The organism is Niallia endozanthoxylica (genome assembly GCF_008710145.1).
GTDB classification, from domain to species: Bacteria; Bacillota; Bacilli; order Bacillales; family Cytobacillaceae; genus Bacillus_BD; species Bacillus_BD endozanthoxylica.
Map to the genome: position 1 here is coordinate 26,202 of NZ_VYKL01000021.1, position 21,452 is coordinate 47,653.

Here is a 21,452-nt window from a genome sequence, read left to right on the forward strand (position 1 = left end):
AATTAACAATAACATATGTTAATTGCTGGTTTATGAGCATGTATCCCTAAAAATTAAACAAGCAATAAATTCACAAAAAATACGACTTGGCTTTTTTATCTAGACTGTACCGTTCGTACAATAAATTCAACAAATTCAACGAGAAGAAGCGTTAATCCTTCTTGGATCAACGCAACCTATAATTGAGTCAGAAAAGTGACACATTAAAGAATCGCTACCGATGAAACCGAAAAAATATAATAATAATCATTCACTTTTATTTAAATACGATTATTGGGTAGTCCTTAAATTCTACCAATGTACTTTGGATCCCTAATAATTCCAGATTGACCTGGTACCCAATTAGCAGGGACTCCTTCCCCAGTCCTTCTACTATATTGTATCCCTTGAATTACCCTTAAAATCTCGTAAATATTTCGACCAACTTCCGGTGGATTTACGAATTTGGTAACAATCGTTCCTTCTGGATCTATTATGATGGTTGCTCTAAATGTAGAACCAGTTTTTTCATTTAACACTCTGTATGCTTTACTAATTTTTTGTGTTCGGTCACTTAATAGTGGAAACGTTACCTGAGAAGCAGAAGGAGATACCTCAGTAAAAACTTTATGAGAATATACACTGTCTGTACTTATGGCAAGTACATCTGTATTTAGGAGCCTCAGTTGATTATAAACAGCAGCGACCGCTGCCAACTCTGTCGGTCAAACAAAAGTAAAATCACTTGCATAAAAAAATAAGATTACCCATTTTCCACGATAACTTTCTAGGCGAATTTCTTTAATTTTCTTTTGCACATTGTCGTAAGCTTCTGTCACAAACAGGGGTGCTATATCAGTTGTTTGTGCACAAAATGGTTGCACACAGTCCTCATACATATGAGATTGCCCTCCTTATCAAAAAGTTCAACTCATTTATCCATATGTATCAGATAAATTGTTGGTGTATCTAAAATTTCTGAAACCATCTATAATCAATTTATTTCATTAAAATAATTATGGATAACCTTCAAAAGAAGCATATGAAGTTCATCGGAAAATTTCCTTTAGGCTCACAAAGGGAACTATTTTTTCTAAACATAATTTCGGGCTAGGCCTCTTTCGAATGCATCCAAATGGTTCAATGATGCATTTCTTAACTGCGTAAATACCGTTCTTACATCCGTTGGAAGATTTATAGAAAGAAATTTATTATACATACTTATATTCTCTATCTCACCTTGTACTCCAAAAGCAAAAGCGTTTTTTATTGTTTCTGGGGTAGTAACAAACATCCTTGAAATATCTTCTGGAATAGGTACTTGATATCGTTCAAAAAGAGGAAGTAACGCACTAATATGCCTTAATTCAGCTTCTTGGATTCGGGCAAATGTACGATTATAACCAAAGTTTAAAAGAATATTATTATACCTAGCCTGAGCAAGAAATTCGTCCTGTAAAGCATAAGTTAGCATCTGAGGTAAGGTTAATGTTGGGGCATTTAAAGCCCCTTTGGCTCCATAGTCGTTAGCATTTTGTCTTTCCAATGATTGTTGCACATTATGATAAGGGGGTTGATTATTGGAGTAAAATTTTTTCGCATACATTGATTGTATTTTCACCTCTTAAATTATTTTCCTGCTGCTGAGCAGTTGTTGTGCATTGAGCTCCTAATTCCAAGTTATTCTCTTAATAGAGTATATAAAAGGAATCGAAATGTACCTTGGATACTCGAAGAGGTCATTGAACATTAATAAGTACATTCCTCTTCTACCGTACATAAGATAATTTAGTCATAATGAATAATATGAAGGGATTGAGGAAAATGTACTATGTGCCCTATAGGTATCAATATCCTTATTATGCAAATGTACCAACGCATACTTACGGAAATCCTACTGGTTATCGGGCTCTTCCTAGTGAGTTGGCATTTAGTTCTTATCGGTCTTTTTATGGTGATAGCAGAAACGTATTAAAAGATTATGGAGCAAACCCATTTGTTATAAATATCAATGAGGCCACCAAACAAAACAACACGTATCGTACTGCACTTTGGACAGGAAATCATTTGCAAGTCACATTAATGAGTCTCAATGTTGGTGAAGATATCGGATTGGAAGTGCACCCTGATGTGGATCAATTCTTACGTGTTGAACAAGGTCAGGGGATTGTACAAATGGGCAAAAGTAAAGATAATTTAAGTTTCCAATGGAGAATCTTTGATGACTCTGCTATTATGATACCGGCTGGAATGTGGCACAATATCACAAATACAGGAAATGTTCCGTTGAAACTATACTCAATATATGCCCCACCAAACCATCCATTTGGTACTGTTCATAAGACTAAGGCAGATGCAATGGCTATGGAAGAAGGTTTGGGTAATGGAAATGGGAAAACAGTAATTTTCGGAAAGACTCCAGATGAATGGGTAAGACATACCGAGTTTTTGGTAAAAGAAGGCTTGGAGGACGTTAAAAGAGGAATTAATATGACACACATTCTTCAAGAGTTTATTCTAATGGGAGTTCTTGTAGGGAAGGGATATTCTCCTGAAAAAGCATATGAAACAGTAGAAGAATGGGAACGTACAGGAGAATCCAAACTTCTTCTGGAAAGCAAAAATATGTAAAGCAACCGTAATTAAACAATCAGATGCTTTTGTTGAAAAAAGGTTATATTATTTCCTGCCTGCATTAAAACTCACCTATCACGGCGAGTTTTTTTGTGTTATTATGCGACATTTTTATTTTCAATTTGTGTGTTAATTAGTGTATTAAATCCATTAAAGTATGGATATAACAACAAAAAGAGGGACACCCATTCATATGTGAATGATGTCCCCAATTAGTCTGTTATTGAATATTTTCTCCCCGTCAACCGAACCCGTTCATCTTAATGGAGGGTCTTTTCTATTCAATTAAAGCGTCCGTTGGATAGGAATGTGATTATACTTAGGATTCGCCCTCATATGGAAAATTCTCATTTACTTTTCGACCATTGATAACAGTATTTCCTCCATTTCTTCTTTTGTTAAAATGTCTGCAATCATTGTCATTTTATATCCTTTTTCTCGTACAAAGACTCTCATGCCTGTGACGTTCGTGTCTTCAGAGTAAACATACTCAAATTCAAATTCTTTTAGAGAATAGGATTCTGTATGTTCGAAATTCCGCTTTTCTAACTCATCCTTTTGGTTTTTATCTATTTTCTGCTGGGTAATCCAAAATCCAAACTCTCCTTTGCTATACTTTAATTCAACAATGGGGTCTTTACCAACATGACTCTCATCCGTATGAATTTCTTCGCTAACCTGTTTGTATCCCTCCGGTATAAATGTTGGTTTGGTAATAGGGTAGTCTATCATTTGTTGAGCCTCATCTATTGTATGAGTAGTAAAGGTATTCAACTTCGCATCATAAATCTCTATGGCAGCAGAAAGCTCTTCTAGTCGTTGTTCCTCTTCTATATTCGGTTTCCTATTTTCAGTTTGTATGTTGCTCACTATTTTAATTTGCTCTTTGATTAATTGACTGTATGTAGCAAATTCCTCCTCCGATAAATACTGTTCTGCAAATGCCAAGTGTTGTTCAAACGAGTTCAAACTCTCTTTAGGTTCATCAGGTAAGGATTGTATCAACTCTTCCTTAGAGCCGAACAATTGATTGATTAATGAGCTAGTTGCGTCTACTATGTGTGAACCAGCAAAAGCGAAACCCGTTCCAATAATCATCATGGAAGCAACTGAACCAAGTATCCACTTCTTCGAGTATCTTTTCTTTCTCTTTTCTTCCATATTGGCTTGCTTAATCCCTAAAGCCACCCTATAATTTAATTCTTTAGGAATTTCAATCTTTTCCAATTCTTGTTTTATGTTATTCACAAATATCAGCCTCCTTAAGATTTTTTCGAAGTTTATTTAATGCACGATATAGCACGGATTTTGCCGTTCCTAAAGGTATATTCAATAAATCTGCTATTTCTTTAAATGAATAACCTTCGTAGAATTTTAAAATGACGACGCTCTTTTCATCTTCATTTAACTGTTCGAGTAATTCTTGAAGGGTAATCGAAAGGGAAACATCTTCATCTTCTAAACCGATAAACTCTTCATCTTCTGGTTTTAATTGAATCACTTTTTGATTTTTTTTAATCAAATTAATAGAACAAGTGATAGCTATTTTGATTAACCAGGTTTTGAAATGCTCTGGATTTTTCAATGTATGTATATTTTTAAATGAAAGGTATGCTACCTCTTGAACCACATCCAAAGCATCATTTTGATTTTTTACATAAACATAAACGATACGGTATATATCTTCTTGGTATTGTTGATAAAGTTTTAAGAAGGCTTTGTCATCGCCTTTTTGAGCTTTTTTGACTAAACAAATAATAATGGTTCATCCTCTCTTTTTTTGTCTTATACTTATTAGACAAACGAACGCCTTGTTTGGCTTAAATTATTTTATTTTTTTCTTAAAATAAAAAAATCGTCCTTGGTTAGACGATGATAAAGAAATCAACTATAACATAATCCTTCTCCAACTAGGCTACTTTACTAGCCCAACAGCTTTCTTCTCTATTTCATTCTAAGTATAACTTTTTTAACTGATCTCCAAAATTTATATTATTATTTATTTGTTAAAAGAATAGTAGTCTTTTGTTTTAACAGAGTGATTTTATGTTTTTAAGTGGTAAAGGTCGTGTCATTTCTAGCGGTCATTTGAATACAAAAAATAATAAAAAGAAAGATGAGTGTATGGATGTTACGGCTTGTTATGGGGATTGTACGATTAGTATAGGCTTTTGATGAAAAAGGGAAGGACTTGCGATGAGTGTGGAGTGGGATTGAGAGAGTGAGAAGTACCTGAAGAACAGGTGATTATTTTTGATGAAGCACAGAGGGCATGGGATGCAAAAAAGATGAAGGGTCCTAAAGCAAAGGTGTCAGGCAACACAATACAATATCTAGTATCACTTTGCGTAAAATCGCACTGAATATCGATAAATTGTGGATGCCAGACACCTTATGGGACAGCCCTTTCTAACACTCAGGAATGATGGCCTCCAACTAAATGAGATCGATACCGTGCTGTACCTGCATGTGTGTAGGAAACACCTCTTAACAATGCCATCGGGCCATACTTATCTCGAATGGCATCCATCACATAGCCAAGTATCCGTTGTTTTTCGCGGTCCTGTTGAAACAAGTCCAGTTGTATAGTGTCATCGTCTTCGATATTGGATAATGTCACAGAGATTTGTCTAACTGTCTTATTAGAATAAAAAGTATCGAAGAGTGTTAGACAGGTTTGATACATTTCCAATGTTATATTCGTAGGATAGTCTAGTGATTTTGCTCGATGAAATCCGCCGCCAAATTCATCTTTACTATACCCAATCCCTAAACTTACGGTTCGCCCAGACTTTTTATATTTTCGTGCCTGTCTAGCTACCTCTTCACACATTTCCAGGATTACCTGTTTGACATCCTTTGGATTGGGGTAATCTCTAAGTAAAATTTGACTTTTGCCAAAGCTCACTTGCTCTTGTTTGACCGGATCACCTATTTTAGAAAAATCAATGCCCCAGGCATGTTGATGGATCTGGCGTCCCATTACACCAAATTTCTTTTCTAATAGTTTAAGAGGATAATTGGCTAAGGCACCTACATTGAATATTCCCATACCATTTAAATTTCTTTCCATCCTTGGACCAATCCCCCACATTTGACTTAAAGGATAGGTGGGCCATAGCTTTGCTTGAACATCATCATATGTCCATTTAGCAATGCCTGTGGTTGAATGCTTCGCTTCTAAGTCTAAACATAGTTTGGCCAACAGCATATTTGGGCCGATTCCTATAGTAGAAGGAAGGCCGAACTCTTTCTTGATCGTCTCTTGGATTTTGAATGCAATGGTTTCAGGATCTCCCCATAATCTTCTGACTCCTGTTACATCTAAAAAACTTTCATCAACGGAATAAGGATGCATATCAGAAAATGGTACAAAACGGTTAAAGAGTTGGATGATGGCTGCTGATGTTTTTAGATAGGAAGACATACTAGGGTTTACAATATGAATTTTAGGATTATTAGGAATCTCGAAGAGTCTCGATCCCGTCTTAATGTTAAATTCTCTTTTTAAAGCAGGTGATGCTGCTAAAACGACACTTCCTTGACGATCTGTATGACCGACAACAGCTAAATAACAGGTCATTGGGTCAAGTCCAAGCATCACAGCAGCGCAACTACTATAGAAGCTTTTCATATCCACACAGAGGATTGAACGATTAGGAAATGGACTATAATCCATTAAATCACCTCAACTTAAATCATTCATTAAAAGTTAGAAGACCCAGTTTTTCACTTTTGTATTTAAATGTTTTTAACTCCTATTATAGAGTCAAAATGAAAAATTTGTTGAACGTCTTTGTAAAAGACATATAAGTTGCGCTGATGCTGATCAATCTTATGTATACTCACTGGCCCAACATCTCTTATGTATCCATCCATCCATAGTGTTAATATCATTTGCTTATTATCTTGCATACTTCTTACCAACAAATCGCTCATTTTATGTAATTGTTCTTCGTCTAGGATTGGTTTTTCTGTCTTTAGGCTTTCTTTGTATATTTGTCTTATTAATTCTTTTTGTTCCGGCATGAAAAATCCGTTCCACTTCATTAAACCTCTATCCATCATGAATATCGCCTCCTTCTTTATTTTACTAAACATATGTTCTTATTTAAAGGGAAAATTTTCTTATAGAAGTTTGCTTATATACTAATGAGTTAATGACTGAAAATCTTAAGTATTACCCTAAGTTTGAGTTTATTGAAGTAGATCTCCGTATAGAAGATGGCTTCAACCGTGTATATATGTCAAAGCCTTTATACTTCAACAACTATCTGTACGGTCAAAAACAAGAATCATCGCTGAACCCACTTTTCTCGAATCGGGCGCAATCCTTGTATAGGCATTGTATCTTTTTTGTTGTTCTGTGATGCTTAATTGACCCAAGTTACGCAACAACGGAATTAAAAAATCACCTATTAATAGGTGATTAAACAGGATTGGCTTTTAGTTCTCTAAAAATTAGTAGAACACCAATACTATACGCAATAGAAATAGCCAAAGGAACCAGCGTAAAGGCCAGTTCAACAAAGAATCCACCTAAGATTAGAGAGGATATACAGGTAGTTAGAGTAACAAATAAGTAAGCTTTACTTTTGTAAATCCACATGTAGGGTCAACAACAGTTGGCCTTTTTTATATAAAAAAGTACAGATATATAGAACTTAATCACTTGTTATTTTAGTATTTGAATATTTATATAGTGAATATTACACTGGATTTAGGGACAGTTACTGATAATGAACGAAGCAAAAAAATGACTAAGAGAGCCAACTAAAACCATTCAGAACCTTCATAATAACAAAATAAGTAAATATCGAAATATGGATGTGGAAGTAGGTTAGAAAAATCCAGATTTAATTACTGAAATGATAACCATCAAAAAGGGTGTAAGTGTAATGTGAACAATTGTTAGTATTCAATTGTGTTTTTGTTTACAAACATACGTTCTGTTTTGTATAATATGCTTATGGTAATAATAGTTGCTAGTTACTGCCACTAGGAAATGACTTACGCATGGTAAAAACATTAGAACGAAGGAGATGTTAAATGATGTCAATTGGTTTGAACCCGTATTTGATTTTTGATGGTAACACGAGAGAAGCAGTCCATTTTTATGAGAAAGCGCTTGGCGGGAAAGTAATGGGTATCATGACGTTCGGGGATATGCCGGCAGACCCTAATTATCCATTGCCGGATAACATGAAGGATCGCGTGATGCATGCACATTTGAAAGTCGGAGAAGCAGATCTCATGTTCAGCGATACCTACGAAGGCATGCCTTATCAGCCAGGCAATTCAATTCAGATGGCCATCCATCCCAAAGAAGAGGCTAGAGCTAGAGAAATCTTTGCTGCTTTGGAAGATGGCGGACAAGTCATTATGCCCCTTCAGAAAACGGATTGGAGCCCCTTGTATGGGCAAGTAAAGGACAAGTTCGGCGTTACTTTCCAAGTGAATGTCCCAGGAGAGTAACCGTAGTATGAGGACAGGAGGCTTACTCAGTTGCAAATACAAGGTTTGTGTTGCTAATGAGTAAATCATAAGAGGCCAAGCTTCTTCAATGAAAGGGCGCTACAACAGAATGAAGTGTGTAAAGTCGATTCTTAAATTTGGGAATCGACTTTTTTTAATGTCTTTAAAAGACTATAACGGTCTCAGACAGGTCTTAACTTAAGAGTTGTGGAATGCTTTCTTCTTTAACTAACGGCCAAATAGTTAAACAACTCTGACTAATTTACTTTAACGCACAAAAGCGTTAAACTGATTAATGTGATAGGGTAAAGGGACTGTAGGAGGGAGAAAGACATTGAAAGGACAAAAAGTTGTCTATAATAATGAAAATTATACCGTTTTACATGATTACGGAAACGGACAAATTGAAATACAAAAGGAAAATTCAAAATTTTTTGGCGATGCTAAGTTAGTAAAAAAAGAAGAGGTACTCATTATAAATAACGAATGGAACAAAAGTGGGCTTTAGTAATAACAAAAAATAGACCATCATTTTCGATGGTCTTCTACCCTGTTAAAAGAAATAAGAATAAAAAAGCATATTCATTATTCATTAATTTTGAAAACTAATGTATCGAATAATTTGTCATCAATATATACTAACAATGCCCATTTTCCTGCTTCTGGCAAGATGACATTCGACGGTATACTCGCATCTGCACCTTCAATCTTGCCACCACCAATACCATCCCTCGACCAATCGCCATCACTTAATACTGGTGTTATTTTTGAAGTATCTTTATTGTAACCTACAACTGTAAGTTCACCTTTATCAATCCCCCAAAAATGCCATAACCATTTTTCGACTTTACTAGGTTGTAATTTCGGACCTATTATTCCAAGTTTATTTTTGTTACCAATCATATCATCTCTAGTACCTGTATCAAACTCGGTAACTGTTCTATCCCAATCTATCTTTTCAAAATCACCTTTTTGAACAAAATCGGGTATATTTTTAGGCAGAGACAACTTATTTTCAACTGTTCCATTTGTAGAGCAACCTGCAGCCAAAAAAATCATACTTAATACAATAAATACCATAGATTTTAGTTTCAAAAAAATCACTCCTATTGTTCAAGTCTTTATTGCATTATACAACATTTACCAATTAAAACCTTTAATTATCTCAAGTAAAGTATGTCGCGTTTTAACCATTAAAACAGTACTATAAATAGCAAAGACAATGGTTATTGTCCAACGATATTTTAATTGCTAATTTTCTGCTATTTATATTAACATTAAAACCAAAATCTTGATTTATAGGAAAAAAAAACAGACCAAAAGTTTATTATTTGGTCTGTTTTTTTTTTGCTATTCAATTACTACTTTTCTCGCCCAAAAGAGAAGCCGTTATCATACGAGGTGGTCTTTTTTGTTTAGTTAATGTCATAACTTAGGAGTTACGGAACAGATCTCTCTTCAACGGTTAGAGTTGAAGAAGGAAAAGAGTAATTACGGAAAGCGTTAGAGAAATGCAGAATAAAATTTAAGTGAATCTAAATAAAAAATGCTAAATTTCTTGTTGTAGCACCTAGAAATTTGGCTTTAGAACTTCAAGTTGTAACTAAAATATAAATTGTCTTGAATACAGGCTGCTTGCCAGAATCTATAAACACTTTCTCAGATAACATATCTTGTGCTGTGAGAGTAAAGTAAACACATTAATTTTAGCTTTCTATATTCCTGTTTTAACGCCAAAACCTACTAAAATTAAGCCAGATGATTTTTGGAATACTTTCTGGAATTTGGAATTATTCAACCACTTTTTTGCATAATCAATTACATAAACAAGGGTTAGAAACCATAACACAGCGAGTAAAGTAAGGATTGATGCTAACACAATCAATTGCTGATTTACATTTTCGTTCAAATCGATAAATTGAGGCATGACAGTTATATAAACCAAAACAGTCTTTGGATTAAGTACATTACTAACTAATGCTTGCATAAAGGCCTCTTTATTATGCCGACTTGAAGAATTGATAGGTGCATTCGCTTGTGCTTGAATTTCCTCCAAAGAAAACACACTTTTGGCAAAAAAACTTTTTACACCCAAATAAATTAAGTAGGCAGCTCCCAAATATTTGATTGTACTAAAAAGAATTACAGACTTTGCAATGACAACAGATAATCCAAGAATAGCAATAAGCGTCCAAAAAGAAAGTCCAGTTGCCATTCCGAGAACCGTATAACGTCCAGATCTTGGACCATAGCTAAGCGTGTTTTTCACCAGTAGCATAGTATCTGCTCCAGGTATTACAACCATCATTGCAGCAATTGAAATGTATGTTAGTAAGCTATCCATGTTGTTTCTCCCTTCCTTTTATAATAGTGACTACCAAAGTAACTACTTATACGAGTATATCAGAAAGATTTGGAAATAATCAACAGATTTTGGTAAAATATTAGTTACTAAGGTAGCGACTAATATTGTGTTGGAGGGTTTATGAAAGAAACTATTTTCGGAACATTAAAGAAACTAAATTTTACAGAATATGAAGCTAAAGCGTATGTTACCTTATTGGAGGAATCTCCATTAACTGGATATGCAGTAGCGAAAAATTCTGGTGTACCACGTTCAAGAATATATGAAGTTCTAGATAGTCTCGCCCTACGAGGAGATATTCTGGTTAGTCCTGGAAACACTCCACAATATACTCCTGTTCCTGCAAAGGAGCTAATTAAAAATCGCCGAAGGGAAGCGGAAGAGAATTTTGAACTGGCTGAAAAATCATTAGCGGAGCTCGGACGTTCTGCAGATAACCGTGAAAATATCTGGAATATCACGGGACAAAGTGAAATACTCCATAAGGTAAAAGATTGTATATTATCTGCAAAAAAAAGAATTCTCTTAGAGGTTTGGAAAGAAGAATTCGAAGAATTGGAGTCTGAACTAAGACACGCAGCAAAAAGAGGGGTCAACGTAACAATTATTGCTTATGGGGAAATCTCCGCTAATTTTGCTAATGTTTACCTTCATTATATGGGTCATGAAATTACAGAAGAGTATGGTGGACGATGGCTGGTTATTAGTGCAGATGATACAGAAGTAGTAGCAGGAATTGTCTCGTTGGGTAAAGATAGCCGTGCAGCATGGACAAGGCATGTAGGTTTAGTAATGCCAATTACAGAATTCATCATTCATGATTTGTATCTCATGGAAATTATAGAGAAACATAGAGAACTTTTAGAGGAAAGTTTTGGGGAAAACCTCGTGAATTTACGCCGTAAATTTTCTATTCATCCAGATTTTAAAAAACATTATGTAAAATAAATTTGTACTATTGTCTGTTTCTTACAAAATAAGAAGAACAGCATTTCTTCATAGCAAATAGACTGTTCTTCTTCAACGAACTAGGTGCTTTAACACAATAATGAATAAAATTAAAAAGCCTAAAATATGCAAGTTTTTATACATTACCTGCGTATGTTGGCTTTTTAATATGCGGTTCAAGCTGGCTCAAGGATAGAGCTAGCATTTAGATGAATATAGGCGTCTTCCAATCACTATTATGAATATAAATAGTAAACTTTAAGGTGATGCATCATTTTTTGTTCTTTTCCGATACTTGATACTTTACTTTAATATGTCTGCATTAAAAATCATCATTGTAATCATAGCGAAATCCGTCTTTTTGGGCAGAGACACTCTCTTTTATCTGCGAATTGTCCGTTTTATTTTGTAAAATCTGTTCCTTACTGTTTATTTTATTATTTTGTTGTCCTTTGTTTGTCTTCACCTAGGTAAGCCTCCTAATAGTTTTTTTCACCATCTATTATCCGTAGAAAATCTTCTTATTATTCAGGTTCGTCGAGTGACTCGGAGTGTTTATACAACCTGTTGTTGACCCTCTTCCTCCTAAAAAATTAAAGAAGGCTGCTTCGGCTGCTTTTTTTGTTGTTTCTACTAACGAGGCAGTCGACGACATCATTGATCCTGCAAGAATAGGTAAAGTTACCTATGTTTGGTATGCCCTTACTGCTATTGGGAAAAATAAATTGGCATGCTATTTCGAATGGGGGAATGTAACATGGGCAAAACAATTTTCATTACTGGTGCAGGCACTGGGCTTGGCAGAGGTGCAGCCATTGGTCTTGCTAAAAAAGGGCATCGTGTGATTGCGACTACAGAGCTGACTTCTCAAAAAACAGACCTTCTGCGGGAAGTAAATGACCTGGAACTGGATATAGAAGTGATTAAAGTTGATATTACGAACCCTTTGGATCTGGAACAGATTGAGAAGTATGATTTTGACGTATTTGTTGCAAATGCTGCCATTAATGAACGAGGGCCGCTCGGGGAAGTGCCGATGGATAGGTTTCGGGCAGTTTTTGAGGTAAATGTTTTCGCAACCTTGGAAACAGTACAGATAGCTGCACGGAAGATGGTTGAAAAGGGAAGCGGAAAAATAGTCTTTATGAGTTCGATTTCTGGAATTTTGGCATCTCCATATAACGGTCCATATGCCGCTACAAAGCACGTGATTGAAGCCATTGCCCATACACTAAAGTTGGAACTTCAAGGATTTGGAGTAAAAGTTGCTACCATTAACCCTGGTGCTTTCAAGACAGGCTTTAATGATCGGGCGGGAGAAGAGCTATGGAAATGGTACGATGAAGAGAAAAACTTCACGAGAAAAGAGGATATAAAAAAGGCGGAAGAGAGGTTAAACAACCAGTTTAACCCGGAAGAGATAATTGCAAAAATGGTAGAAATCATCCCAGCTGACCATCATAAATTCCGAACCGCCTATCCTCAGCAAACGGAGAAACAGATGAAGCAAGAAGAACAAAAGTGGTGGGAGATGGATATCTAGGACGATTCATCCGGTTCTTTTAACCTGTAGTATGGGGCTGTTGATAAAAAGGGAAAAGAGAGAAGACTGGTGCTTTAACACAATAATGAATAAAATTAAATGCCTAAAACATGCAAGTTTTTATGCCTTACTTGCGTATCTTGGCTTTTTTATTCATATAGGATACTGCCATTAACATCATTTTTTAGGTTCTTTTCAACCAACTTTGGAAAGAACCATGTTCTAATTGCCAAATACAGAAACCATATTGAGCTAACATGACAGATATACATTTCATTGGAAATTGACGACATCGTAACATGAAAAGAGAAATTTAAATGGCTAAGCAAGGGAACTAGGAGTCCAACATTACTAACAAAATTTCATAATCTCAACCAAAAATGGAGAAGGCTATTTTTCATTCATTAGTTGCTCAACTGCAGGAATATCAGCAGGAGCCCATTTCAATGACTCTAAGTTTTCTCTCTTTAGCCAAACTAATTTTGAATGTTCACTGGCTTTGGGAGAACCTTCTACAATTTTACACTTAATAGATAATAGGTTAACAGTAAAAGTATCGTATTCATGGGTATGATCATTAAATACGTGATGTTCTGTTTCGATTTTACATCCTAATTCTTCGGCAATCTCTCGTTCAAGTGCTGAATAAATATCTTCATCTTTCTCTACCTTGCCACCAGGAAATTCCCATCTGTTAGGAACAGACATCACAGGTGATCTAAGGGCACATAAGATTTCATTTTGATCATTTTCAATAATGGCTGCAACGACTTTGACGAGCTTTTTCATATTTTCCTCCGATGTTTATGTTGATTCTATTTTATACGATTTCATTTCTTGGGTGAAATTTTTAGGTTGCGTTACTTTCGATTTACCAACGATTGTCATAGGTTTTACCACTTGTTGCCAACGTATTTATCAATGGGGTAACATTAAGAAAACATGAATGACAACTTTGAGGGGCTTGAAAGATAAAAAAGTCTAATACCTCCGTATTTTTATCGAGGAATTAGACGAATGATCTTCAACAATCGCGCCTTATAATTGAATAACTAAAATATGGTTTCTCAATCTTAAAATGAATGATTTCTTCTTACACTAAAGCTACCGGTTAGTAAAGTGAGGGGATTGTAGCAGCAACTCCTTTATTTATTCAACTAACGGGTTAGTCCGATAAGTAAGTAGTGTAAGGGAAAATGATTAGTAGGCGATACCTACACGTGTTTTTATATAATCGCTACTTTTTATTTGGTTAAATGCAAATTCTGCTGTATCTGGCACTGAAATTTTAATACCATCCTCCGGCAAAAAATGACTGTCTGTTCGATATTTACCTAACCTTTCTCCATCCGGTAAATATGTAGGACAGACAATCGTCCATTCAAGTTTTGATTGTTTAAGCATATCGTAGACTTTATAATGTTCTTCGGCTGCACGGACTGACTTGCGCTTTGATTCACTTGACTGATAACGTAATAAATTTGGGGTAATTCTACTTTGCAGGATCCCAGCAGTTCCTATAGTAATAATTCGTTGTATACCTTCATTTTCCATTGCTTCAATAATAAACGGCATACTTTCTGATAGAGTAGTTGCCCCATCTGTATTGAGTGCACTAATAACGACATCAATTCCATGCATTGCACGTACCATATCATCTTTATTTAAAACATTTCCTTGAATAATAGTTAAATTTTCATGATTTATTTGAATCTTCTCTGGAGTGCGAACTAGTACAGTAACATGATGTCTGTCATGAAGGGCATAAGTAACTATTTGACTTCCAACTCGTCCAGTTCCACCTAAAATTAAAATATTCAAGAACAAGCCTCCTTTTAAGAATCTAAACATTACACTACTCTATAAAAGCCATTATATCGTCTTTTTTAATTAAGATGGGATTACTTTAAATATATAATTTCACAATCCCTTTAAAATTTGGGAAAGAAATCTAATTTTCTTTAAAGAAGTTACTCCACAATAGGGCCCTTAGAATGAAGACAGACGCATTTCATAGAGAAACGCGCCCAATTGTTGAAGAGCATTTTATATGCCATGTTCAATTTTAGCATATCATGATGTTATTCATTCTTTTATTGAAAAATGTTGATAAACTATTGGCTAGTTTAGTTAAAAAATTTTAATGTAACTGTTCGCTTTTTCATACCTATAATGTATTATTCTTTTGAAGATAAATTGTCTCTGTCAACTGCTTCTGGTGGTTGCTCCATCCATCCGAGGTCAATCAAAAGATTAGCACCATCTTCTACATAAAATGAAACATCCGATTGACATTTTGCAAATAAGACACCAATATCTTTTCTTCCATTAAGTGAAGCAGCATTTGCATATTCTCTTATTTTCATTGAGAACATGTCAATTTTATGATAAACCATGAGTTTATCTGAGAATGTCGTTGTAGTAGAAGTCGTAACCAAATGGTCTAAAATTGTTGGCGAAGGAATATTATCTTTACTCAGTTTGTCGGAAAGTAGTTCAATATGCTTTTGATTAATATTTTTGCCACGCTCCAAAAACTTTTTTACATTTTCATTTTTTGCTCCCTGATTAAAACCAAGAATGAGTGCTTTACTTGTTACATCGTTGTTAATACACCCGTAAAGATGTGCAATTTCTAATCCATGAGGTGGTCTAACTTCTCCAAAATAACCACTTAAGAAATTTTGTTTATGAACAAAATCAACTTTTTCAGGGGCTGGTATGACTGGTGTATTCATTAATCTTCCTTTTGATATTAGCACATCACTTACATCACTCATCAATTTGACAGTGTCACTAAGAGCTTTGATAAAAAAGTCTTTTACATCTTTCCTTGTCACTAAAGGGATAGCTACGCTATAAATGCTCATCCCTGCTTTGCCTAAATATTGTAAATAATAAAGATAAAAATCATCGTAAAATAGTCTTGGTGCCTCTAAGTTCACGTCATCTTCGGTAAATCCTATTGGTATTGGAAAGTCGGCTTGTTTAAAAATTTTTTTAATATCTTCTATAAAGGTTTTGGTTAAACCTAAGGCATATTCTAAAACCCTTTTAGTATCTGTGTCATCTACATGTTTAAGGTAATGACTAAGCACACATTTCTCCATAGTATTTCCAACATAAGCTACCCAAAGTTTTCCCATTTCTGCTGCCGTTAATCGTGATTTATCTGTTTCCATAGCTCTATCTTTCCTTTCAAGATATTCTTCAAAACATTTCTTATTTCTCCTTCAACAATACTGCTTCGTTAATATAGTAGGTAAAAGTAACGCTACCTTTGTTAAACGATAGAAATCCTTTATTTCAATAAGAACATTATCTATCTATGTTTTTATTATATAAACTCCATTTAGTTGTTTTACTCAAAAAGATAAAAAAGTCAGTTAACCATTTAGAAATGAGGGCGACGAACACATACCCCACGAAAAGCAATAAAAAGTTCTCCTTATCGTGAAAATGAAACAATCCAATTCCAACCATAAGTGGTTTCAGGAAAAATGCAAAAGTAATACAGAGTAATAACATCCAAAAATAATAATTCTTTTTTCTGTTAAGTGTGTATTGGTAAAGAAGAATATAAGCTACAGGTACGAATGAAGCATCAAGAGTGATACTAGATGGAAGTAACGGAAGTAGTTTATAGGGATAAATCCAAATTCCTCTCTCTGTGCCAATTACATCTGTATAGGTGAAAAACACATGTACACTGTACCCATAAAATCCAAGATGGAAAACTTTTTTTCGGTCTATAAAGAGAATTAATACGATAAGAGGGAGAACAAACATTGCTAGGACAACCCAAAATTGCCAATTTGAGAAGTTTGAAAACTCCTGCCAATAATTCATCAATCTGGTATTTTGTTCAATTTCTGCTTTCAAGATTTTTTCAATTATTTCTAGTTGACCTTTTTCCATAAAATTGTCTCCAGTTTTTAGTTAGCATTCAATAATACATGGAATTTTATTCATTAACGGTAAATCATGAAAAAAGGATTTTTAGAAAAATTTATATCTTTATTTCCCATTGTTATTAATTAACCTGCTCCGTTGGCTTAAGTGAAAATTTTTGCCATTTCCAACATGAAATATCCAATTTTATTGGAAATGTTACTCAACAATATGGCCCGTTCGTGGGAGACAGAGCTTGTGAAAATCTATCAAATGATTATAAAAACGATAACATTTTGATTCTCAATACTATGATTCCTCTTGTATTACCGGAAAATTTGAAGTGACACACAGTATGTCATTCTCTGGTACACTTTTTGTCATTCAGTGGTAAAAACGATGTCAAGGATGATACATAGCAGTGACCGTCATTCCTTTTTAAAGTGTGTTATACTAATCATATAATATAAAATAGACTAATCTTTAGTAATCGCTTAAAAACGATTAAACACATTACATAAGTGAAGGGCGTGAACATGTGTTTTCAAATTATCTTGCTTATCTTCAGGAAAAGGGGATGGCACAAAATACGATTATTTCTTATGCGAATGATCTAAAAAGTTTTTTTCATGAGATGAATATCCAACCCGATGATTATGTCACGGCAGCAGACATTCGTAAATGGATCAATGGAATGCTTAGTCCAACAGATGTCAAACCGTTGGCCGTCTCTACAATCAATCGCCGTCTTAATTCCTTACGAAGCTATTATGCTTGGGCAGTAAAAAACCAAAGGTTGCAGCACAATCCGATGATTGATATCCAGGATTTAAAGACAGCTGATGAGGAGTCCGAAAAGATTATGTGGCTCACAGAAGAAGAGTTTGGAGATTTGCTCGATCGAATAAGGAAGAAACCCATCAAAAGCAGAGGGGTCGATCCGGAAGAAAAATATCGTCGGGATCGGGCTATCATCTATTTATTGACCTATGCGGGACCGCGTGTGGATGAACTTTCTAACCTGAAATTAACCGATATCGATTTAGAGTTGAAACGAATGAGGATAGTGGGGAAAGGAAATAAAGTCAGAACAATCCCTATTTCGAATACGCTGTTAGCCGAGATAGAGGACTGGCTTTCATTCCGAGCAGAAATGGCTAAAAAGAAACCGCATGTGGACCAATCGCCATATGTGTTCTACAGTCAACGGTCTCCCAAGTTTACTGTACGTGGGATCCAAACGATGGTCGAGGGCTATAGTTTACCAAATAAGAAATTAACTCCACATATGTTCAGGCATACTTTCTGTAAATGGATGTTAAAGGCGACAAATAATGATATTGAGAAGGTTAGGAGATTGGCTGGACATAGCAATATTGCTACCACCAGCAGGTATTTAAAAGATTCGTATAGTGATCTAGCAGATGCGGTTGAGGCGATGCCTAGATTTTAAGAAAATGATAAAACAAGAGTCCTCATAGAGAAATAGAGGCTCTTGTTTTAATGAGGATTGATATCGTTTTCACTAGGGGGATAACCATGATCCTCAATTGCGACTAAAAAAGGTGTCAGGCACCATCCATTTTTGGGATGGTGCCTGACACCTTTTTTCTCATCAGTTGAAATGAATAGGAGGGTGGTGGTGCTTGTCCTATCGTCCCACCTTACTCAGCCTTTTTTTCAATTTTTTCATCTTCATCAATGATTAAATCCTTGGTCGAATTTTTAAATTCTTTTAAAGTTTGACCAACGGCACGCCCTAGCTCAGGCAATTTTTTAGGTCCAAAAATAATTAATGCAAGCACTAAGATTAAAATCAATCCTGGAATTCCGATATTGGATATCATCCGATCCGCTCTCCTTTCTGCGAGAAATGATTCATTTTTGTACAAACCGTACAGGTTTCATCATGTTCACGCACGGTGTTAAACGAGTGATTGCAAGCAGGGCACGTTTTCTCATAAACAGGATAATGAATCTCTTCCGTTCTTATGATTTGCTCTTCGATTCTGATTGCTTTCTCAGGACAAATATCTGCACATAAACCACAAGAATTACATCCCTGCATTGAAAGAGCAAAGTGTCCCTTTTGAATATCAAAACATTTTTGGTCACAAATTCTTTCACAAACTTTACAGAGCGTACATTTATCCAGGTCAACCGTTAGGTTAATAAATTGGAAATCAGGATAATACTGACGCAAATGTAAAGCATGATGATTAAAACGCCACTTAGCAGGTGTCATCTGCTTCATTAAAGATTTGCTTTCTTTTTTCCACAGGGAGAAAAGTTCTCTTCTCGAGCAAGTTTCCTCACCCTCCATCGAACCGGTCGAAATCGAAAAGGGAGATTCCCCTAGTTCCAGGAGCATTTGGTTTACTTGTTCCATCCGATGCATCCATTTTTCGAGGAAGGATGCATTTTCAAAGATAATGGAATGAACGCCCTTTTTATGAAGGATAAGCAATTCCGTTATGGTTGGAAAATGACAACCTGAAATCATCAGACCATTTTGTTTGATTTCCCTTTTCGGAAGGATGCCTGCAACAGCTTGAACAGGGCATGCTGCCATACATTCGCCGCACTGCACACATTCAGAATGATCGATAACAGGCTTCCCATTTGTTATGGAAATCGCTTGCTTGTCACAGGCATCCACACATTTTGTACAATTAGAATGATGGCTTTTATGATGAGTACACGAAGATAATATTTCATATTCATAATCTAAGCTTTCTACCCACTTACTGAATAATGCCATCTAAGCCACCACCTATTTTTGATTGCTTTTCTCTTACAATTTCATTCTAATAGGAACTGTCCAATCTGAGGAGTGTGAGTTCCTCTACATTTAAGCCTGTTCAATTGTGTATGTGTAATAGTCCATCCCACTTATAGAAAATAAAATTCGAATAACAATTGAATGATTGGTGAACAAATGATGAACTTTGTAGTAAACCTTATTGATTGATGGGTTTTATCAATAAATCCTCTGTCATAAAACAGACAAAATCACCATTTGTTCTTGAATGAATTTAAAAAGACATGGAATAATGAATTTTAACAGCGACCATTAAGTTTAGAAAATCTACATTATTATGAAGGTACAGACCAGTCATGTCTTCAATCTTTTTCAGTCGGTTTCTTAACGTATTAGGATGAATGTACAACGCTTCTGATACTTCATTCACGTTTCCTTGATACTGAAAATAGGCTTTAAGGGTCTTTAGATATTCTGTTCCGAGTTTGTCATCACTTTCAATTAAAGAGGGCAGATATTCTTCACAAAAATCGTATAGAATCTCCTTATGCAAATGCATGATGAGATTAAATATACCCAAATCATTAATATGAAAGACATGATCATTTTCCAACCATACTTTGCCGAACTGCAAAGCCATTTTGGCCTCCTGATAACTTTTATTAAGATTCACGCTATCCTGACACCATTTCCCTATACCAATATGAAATTGGCAGCCGGGCCAATGACTCGAAAGTTCCTTTTCCATCATGGCCGCCTTTTCAAATACAAAGCTTTTTCTACTACTTGGATTACGATTTTCATCATCTTTTAAGAGAACAACAATCTGATCCTGAAACGGAAATAGAATGATCTCATCATTTAAATCGGATAGATGGTTTTCTAAAAAAACAATTATCTCATCCATCCACTCCAAATTCATCATCCATTCATCTGACAGAGCCACATCAATGACAAATAGATGATGCGGCTTTTCTAAGTCCCATCCCCACGTTCTTGCTTGTTTAATTAGGACCTTTTTCGACTCAAACTTGCGATAGAGAAGATCATAAATAAAATGCTCTTTCATTTGTTCCCGTTGCGCTCGAATGATTTCTTCTGTTTGAAAAACGAGAGCTGACAATCCAATGAATTTATCAAGGATGATCCTCTGCCATTCTTTCAAATTCGCTAAAGTCACTAAGGTTAGCTGAACTTGTCCCGCAATGTTCATGATGTATGGTTCATAAGGTTCATCCACTCTCATAACAGAGTTTTGTTCAGGTAAAGTAGTGTGCGGATTAGTGGTCTTCCTCTTGTCATGCCCAGCATTTTGTAGCCACTGTAACACTTTTTCAATCTCTTCTTCTGAACCGATTTGCCAAAGGAGCTGATTATTTTCATCTAAAAAAAGAAAGGGGGTTTCTAAAGCTGCAGAAAGATTTTCAGCAATCTTCATAATCCCTTTATTCATAAAACCATTTAACTCGATACTCAGCCTACTAAAGGTATGATGCTGCTTCTTCACTTCAAGAAGCTCGGAGGTAGATAAAGGTTCTTCTGCTATGACTAGCGGTACTTTACATTCGCGCAGCAGTAAAAAGCAATCCTCTTGAATAAGGATTTCATGCTGATGACAAAGGAGGATTCCAATGAGATTTGAATCCTGAATCAATTGATTGACGACATTTTTATTGCTTAGTTTTAAACATTCCTCATCATTATCAAGCAGAAGTAAAGTGGGACGTTCAAACCATTGATCAGGAATAGTGGTTGAAATGGTTTCAAAATAAGTATTTTCCTTTGGCAAGGGAGTTAAAAAAGTAAGTTGATAAAGCGGAATAGTAAATAAAACGTCCTGTAATAAGAGCTTCATC

Annotated in this window: 23 protein-coding genes and 1 pseudogene; 7 read left to right on the forward strand and 17 right to left on the reverse strand. The window is 35.3% G+C overall.

Features of this window, described 5'->3' with window-relative positions:
* Positions 1-284 precede the first annotated feature (284 nt).
* A complete protein-coding gene (locus tag F4V44_RS14145; RefSeq protein WP_150440674.1) occupies positions 285-878 on the reverse strand; it encodes a peroxiredoxin in 594 nt (197 codons plus the stop codon).
* A gap of 194 nt (positions 879-1,072) precedes the next feature.
* Positions 1,073-1,504, reverse strand: a pseudogene (locus F4V44_RS14150) (ferritin family protein); the annotation flags it as partial.
* A gap of 299 nt (positions 1,505-1,803) precedes the next feature.
* Here F4V44_RS14150 and F4V44_RS14155 point away from each other — a divergent pair.
* Positions 1,804-2,610 carry a cupin domain-containing protein gene (locus F4V44_RS14155; protein ID WP_150440676.1) on the forward strand — a complete coding sequence of 269 codons (807 nt, stop codon included), beginning with the start codon at positions 1,804-1,806 and terminating at the stop codon, positions 2,608-2,610.
* 354 nt (positions 2,611-2,964) lie between these two features.
* On the opposite strand, the gene F4V44_RS14160 is transcribed toward F4V44_RS14155, so the two are convergent.
* From F4V44_RS14160 to F4V44_RS28395, 5 genes are all read right to left on the reverse strand, one after another.
* Positions 2,965-3,861: a hypothetical protein gene (locus F4V44_RS14160; RefSeq protein WP_150440677.1), complete on the reverse strand. Its 897-nt coding sequence runs from the start codon at positions 3,859-3,861 to the stop codon at positions 2,965-2,967.
* Positions 3,854-4,375 (reverse strand): RNA polymerase sigma factor, encoded by a 522-nt coding sequence (locus F4V44_RS14165; RefSeq protein ID WP_317978329.1) that lies wholly within the window; start codon positions 4,373-4,375, stop codon positions 3,854-3,856. Before F4V44_RS14165 ends, F4V44_RS14160 begins: the two co-directional genes overlap by 8 nt.
* A 654-nt stretch (positions 4,376-5,029) precedes the next feature.
* The gene (locus tag F4V44_RS14175) at positions 5,030-6,292 is read right to left on the reverse strand and encodes a Y-family DNA polymerase (RefSeq protein WP_150440680.1); all 1,263 of its coding nucleotides are present in this window, start codon (positions 6,290-6,292) and stop codon (positions 5,030-5,032) included.
* Between the two features lie 62 nt (positions 6,293-6,354).
* Positions 6,355-6,681 carry a YolD-like family protein gene (locus F4V44_RS14180; RefSeq protein ID WP_191090683.1) on the reverse strand — a complete coding sequence of 109 codons (327 nt, stop codon included), beginning with the start codon at positions 6,679-6,681 and terminating at the stop codon, positions 6,355-6,357.
* A 361-nt stretch (positions 6,682-7,042) separates the two neighbouring features.
* Positions 7,043-7,222 carry a DUF7010 family protein gene (locus tag F4V44_RS28395; RefSeq protein ID WP_396897501.1) on the reverse strand — a complete coding sequence of 60 codons (180 nt, stop codon included), beginning with the start codon at positions 7,220-7,222 and terminating at the stop codon, positions 7,043-7,045.
* A gap of 443 nt (positions 7,223-7,665) precedes the next feature.
* Between F4V44_RS28395 and F4V44_RS14190 the strand changes: the two genes are divergently transcribed.
* Together F4V44_RS14190 and F4V44_RS27380 are read left to right on the forward strand one after the other, a co-directional pair.
* Complete coding sequence (locus F4V44_RS14190) at positions 7,666-8,088, forward strand: VOC family protein (protein ID WP_150440751.1); 423 nt, start codon at positions 7,666-7,668, stop codon at positions 8,086-8,088.
* Positions 8,089-8,422: 334 nt separating this feature from the next.
* Positions 8,423-8,596, forward strand: coding sequence for a hypothetical protein (locus F4V44_RS27380; RefSeq protein WP_191090684.1), 174 nt, complete (start codon positions 8,423-8,425; stop codon positions 8,594-8,596).
* A 77-nt stretch (positions 8,597-8,673) separates the two neighbouring features.
* Here the strand turns inward: F4V44_RS27380 and F4V44_RS14195 are convergent, their stop codons facing one another.
* Both F4V44_RS14195 and F4V44_RS14200 read right to left on the reverse strand, forming a co-directional pair.
* Positions 8,674-9,183 carry a hypothetical protein gene (locus tag F4V44_RS14195; RefSeq protein ID WP_223881895.1) on the reverse strand — a complete coding sequence of 170 codons (510 nt, stop codon included), beginning with the start codon at positions 9,181-9,183 and terminating at the stop codon, positions 8,674-8,676.
* Positions 9,184-9,802: 619 nt separating this feature from the next.
* Positions 9,803-10,432, reverse strand: coding sequence for a homoserine/threonine efflux transporter (locus F4V44_RS14200; RefSeq protein ID WP_150440682.1), 630 nt, complete (start codon positions 10,430-10,432; stop codon positions 9,803-9,805).
* Between the two features lie 141 nt (positions 10,433-10,573).
* Here F4V44_RS14200 and F4V44_RS14205 point away from each other — a divergent pair, with 141 nt between their 5' ends.
* Complete coding sequence (locus tag F4V44_RS14205; protein WP_150440683.1) at positions 10,574-11,401, forward strand: TrmB family transcriptional regulator; 828 nt, start codon at positions 10,574-10,576, stop codon at positions 11,399-11,401.
* 322 nt (positions 11,402-11,723) lie between these two features.
* On the opposite strand, the gene F4V44_RS27385 is transcribed toward F4V44_RS14205, so the two are convergent.
* Positions 11,724-11,867: a hypothetical protein gene (locus F4V44_RS27385; RefSeq protein WP_191090685.1), complete on the reverse strand. Its 144-nt coding sequence runs from the start codon at positions 11,865-11,867 to the stop codon at positions 11,724-11,726.
* An 85-nt stretch (positions 11,868-11,952) separates the two neighbouring features.
* On the opposite strand from F4V44_RS27385, the gene F4V44_RS14210 reads away from it, so the two are divergent.
* A complete protein-coding gene (locus F4V44_RS14210) occupies positions 11,953-12,246 on the forward strand; it encodes a hypothetical protein (protein WP_150440684.1) in 294 nt (97 codons plus the stop codon).
* Positions 12,159-12,944 (forward strand): SDR family oxidoreductase, encoded by a 786-nt coding sequence (locus F4V44_RS14215; protein ID WP_150440685.1) that lies wholly within the window; start codon positions 12,159-12,161, stop codon positions 12,942-12,944. Before F4V44_RS14210 ends, F4V44_RS14215 begins: the two co-directional genes overlap by 88 nt.
* Positions 12,945-13,334: 390 nt before the next feature.
* Here F4V44_RS14215 and F4V44_RS14220 read toward each other — a convergent pair whose 3' ends face one another.
* The 4 genes from F4V44_RS14220 to F4V44_RS14235 all read right to left on the reverse strand — a co-directional run bounded on the left by F4V44_RS14220 (position 13,335) and on the right by F4V44_RS14235 (position 16,862).
* Complete coding sequence (locus F4V44_RS14220) at positions 13,335-13,733, reverse strand: (deoxy)nucleoside triphosphate pyrophosphohydrolase (protein WP_150440686.1); 399 nt, start codon at positions 13,731-13,733, stop codon at positions 13,335-13,337.
* Positions 13,734-14,144: 411 nt separating this feature from the next.
* A complete protein-coding gene (locus F4V44_RS14225; protein WP_150440687.1) occupies positions 14,145-14,765 on the reverse strand; it encodes an NAD(P)-dependent oxidoreductase in 621 nt (206 codons plus the stop codon).
* A gap of 356 nt (positions 14,766-15,121) precedes the next feature.
* A complete protein-coding gene (locus F4V44_RS14230) occupies positions 15,122-16,126 on the reverse strand; it encodes a DUF3231 family protein (protein ID WP_150440688.1) in 1,005 nt (334 codons plus the stop codon).
* 136 nt (positions 16,127-16,262) lie between these two features.
* On the reverse strand, positions 16,263-16,862 hold the full coding sequence (locus F4V44_RS14235; RefSeq protein ID WP_150440689.1) for a CBO0543 family protein: 600 nt from the start codon (positions 16,860-16,862) through the stop codon (positions 16,263-16,265).
* Between the two features lie 511 nt (positions 16,863-17,373).
* Between F4V44_RS14235 and F4V44_RS14240 the strand changes: the two genes are divergently transcribed.
* Positions 17,374-18,288, forward strand: coding sequence for a tyrosine-type recombinase/integrase (locus F4V44_RS14240; protein WP_150440690.1), 915 nt, complete (start codon positions 17,374-17,376; stop codon positions 18,286-18,288).
* A 211-nt stretch (positions 18,289-18,499) separates the two neighbouring features.
* On the opposite strand, the gene tatA is transcribed toward F4V44_RS14240, so the two are convergent.
* The 3 genes from tatA to F4V44_RS14255 all read right to left on the reverse strand — a co-directional run bounded on the left by tatA (position 18,500) and on the right by F4V44_RS14255 (position 21,451).
* Positions 18,500-18,682 (reverse strand): twin-arginine translocase TatA/TatE family subunit, encoded by a 183-nt coding sequence (gene tatA, locus F4V44_RS14245; protein ID WP_150440691.1) that lies wholly within the window; start codon positions 18,680-18,682, stop codon positions 18,500-18,502.
* Positions 18,679-19,596 (reverse strand): 4Fe-4S dicluster domain-containing protein, encoded by a 918-nt coding sequence (locus tag F4V44_RS14250; protein WP_150440692.1) that lies wholly within the window; start codon positions 19,594-19,596, stop codon positions 18,679-18,681. Before F4V44_RS14250 ends, tatA begins: the two co-directional genes overlap by 4 nt.
* Positions 19,597-19,870: 274 nt before the next feature.
* Positions 19,871-21,451, reverse strand: a complete 1,581-nt coding sequence (locus F4V44_RS14255; RefSeq protein WP_150440693.1) for a PucR family transcriptional regulator — start codon at positions 21,449-21,451, stop codon at positions 19,871-19,873.
* Position 21,452: the final 1 nt, after the last annotated feature.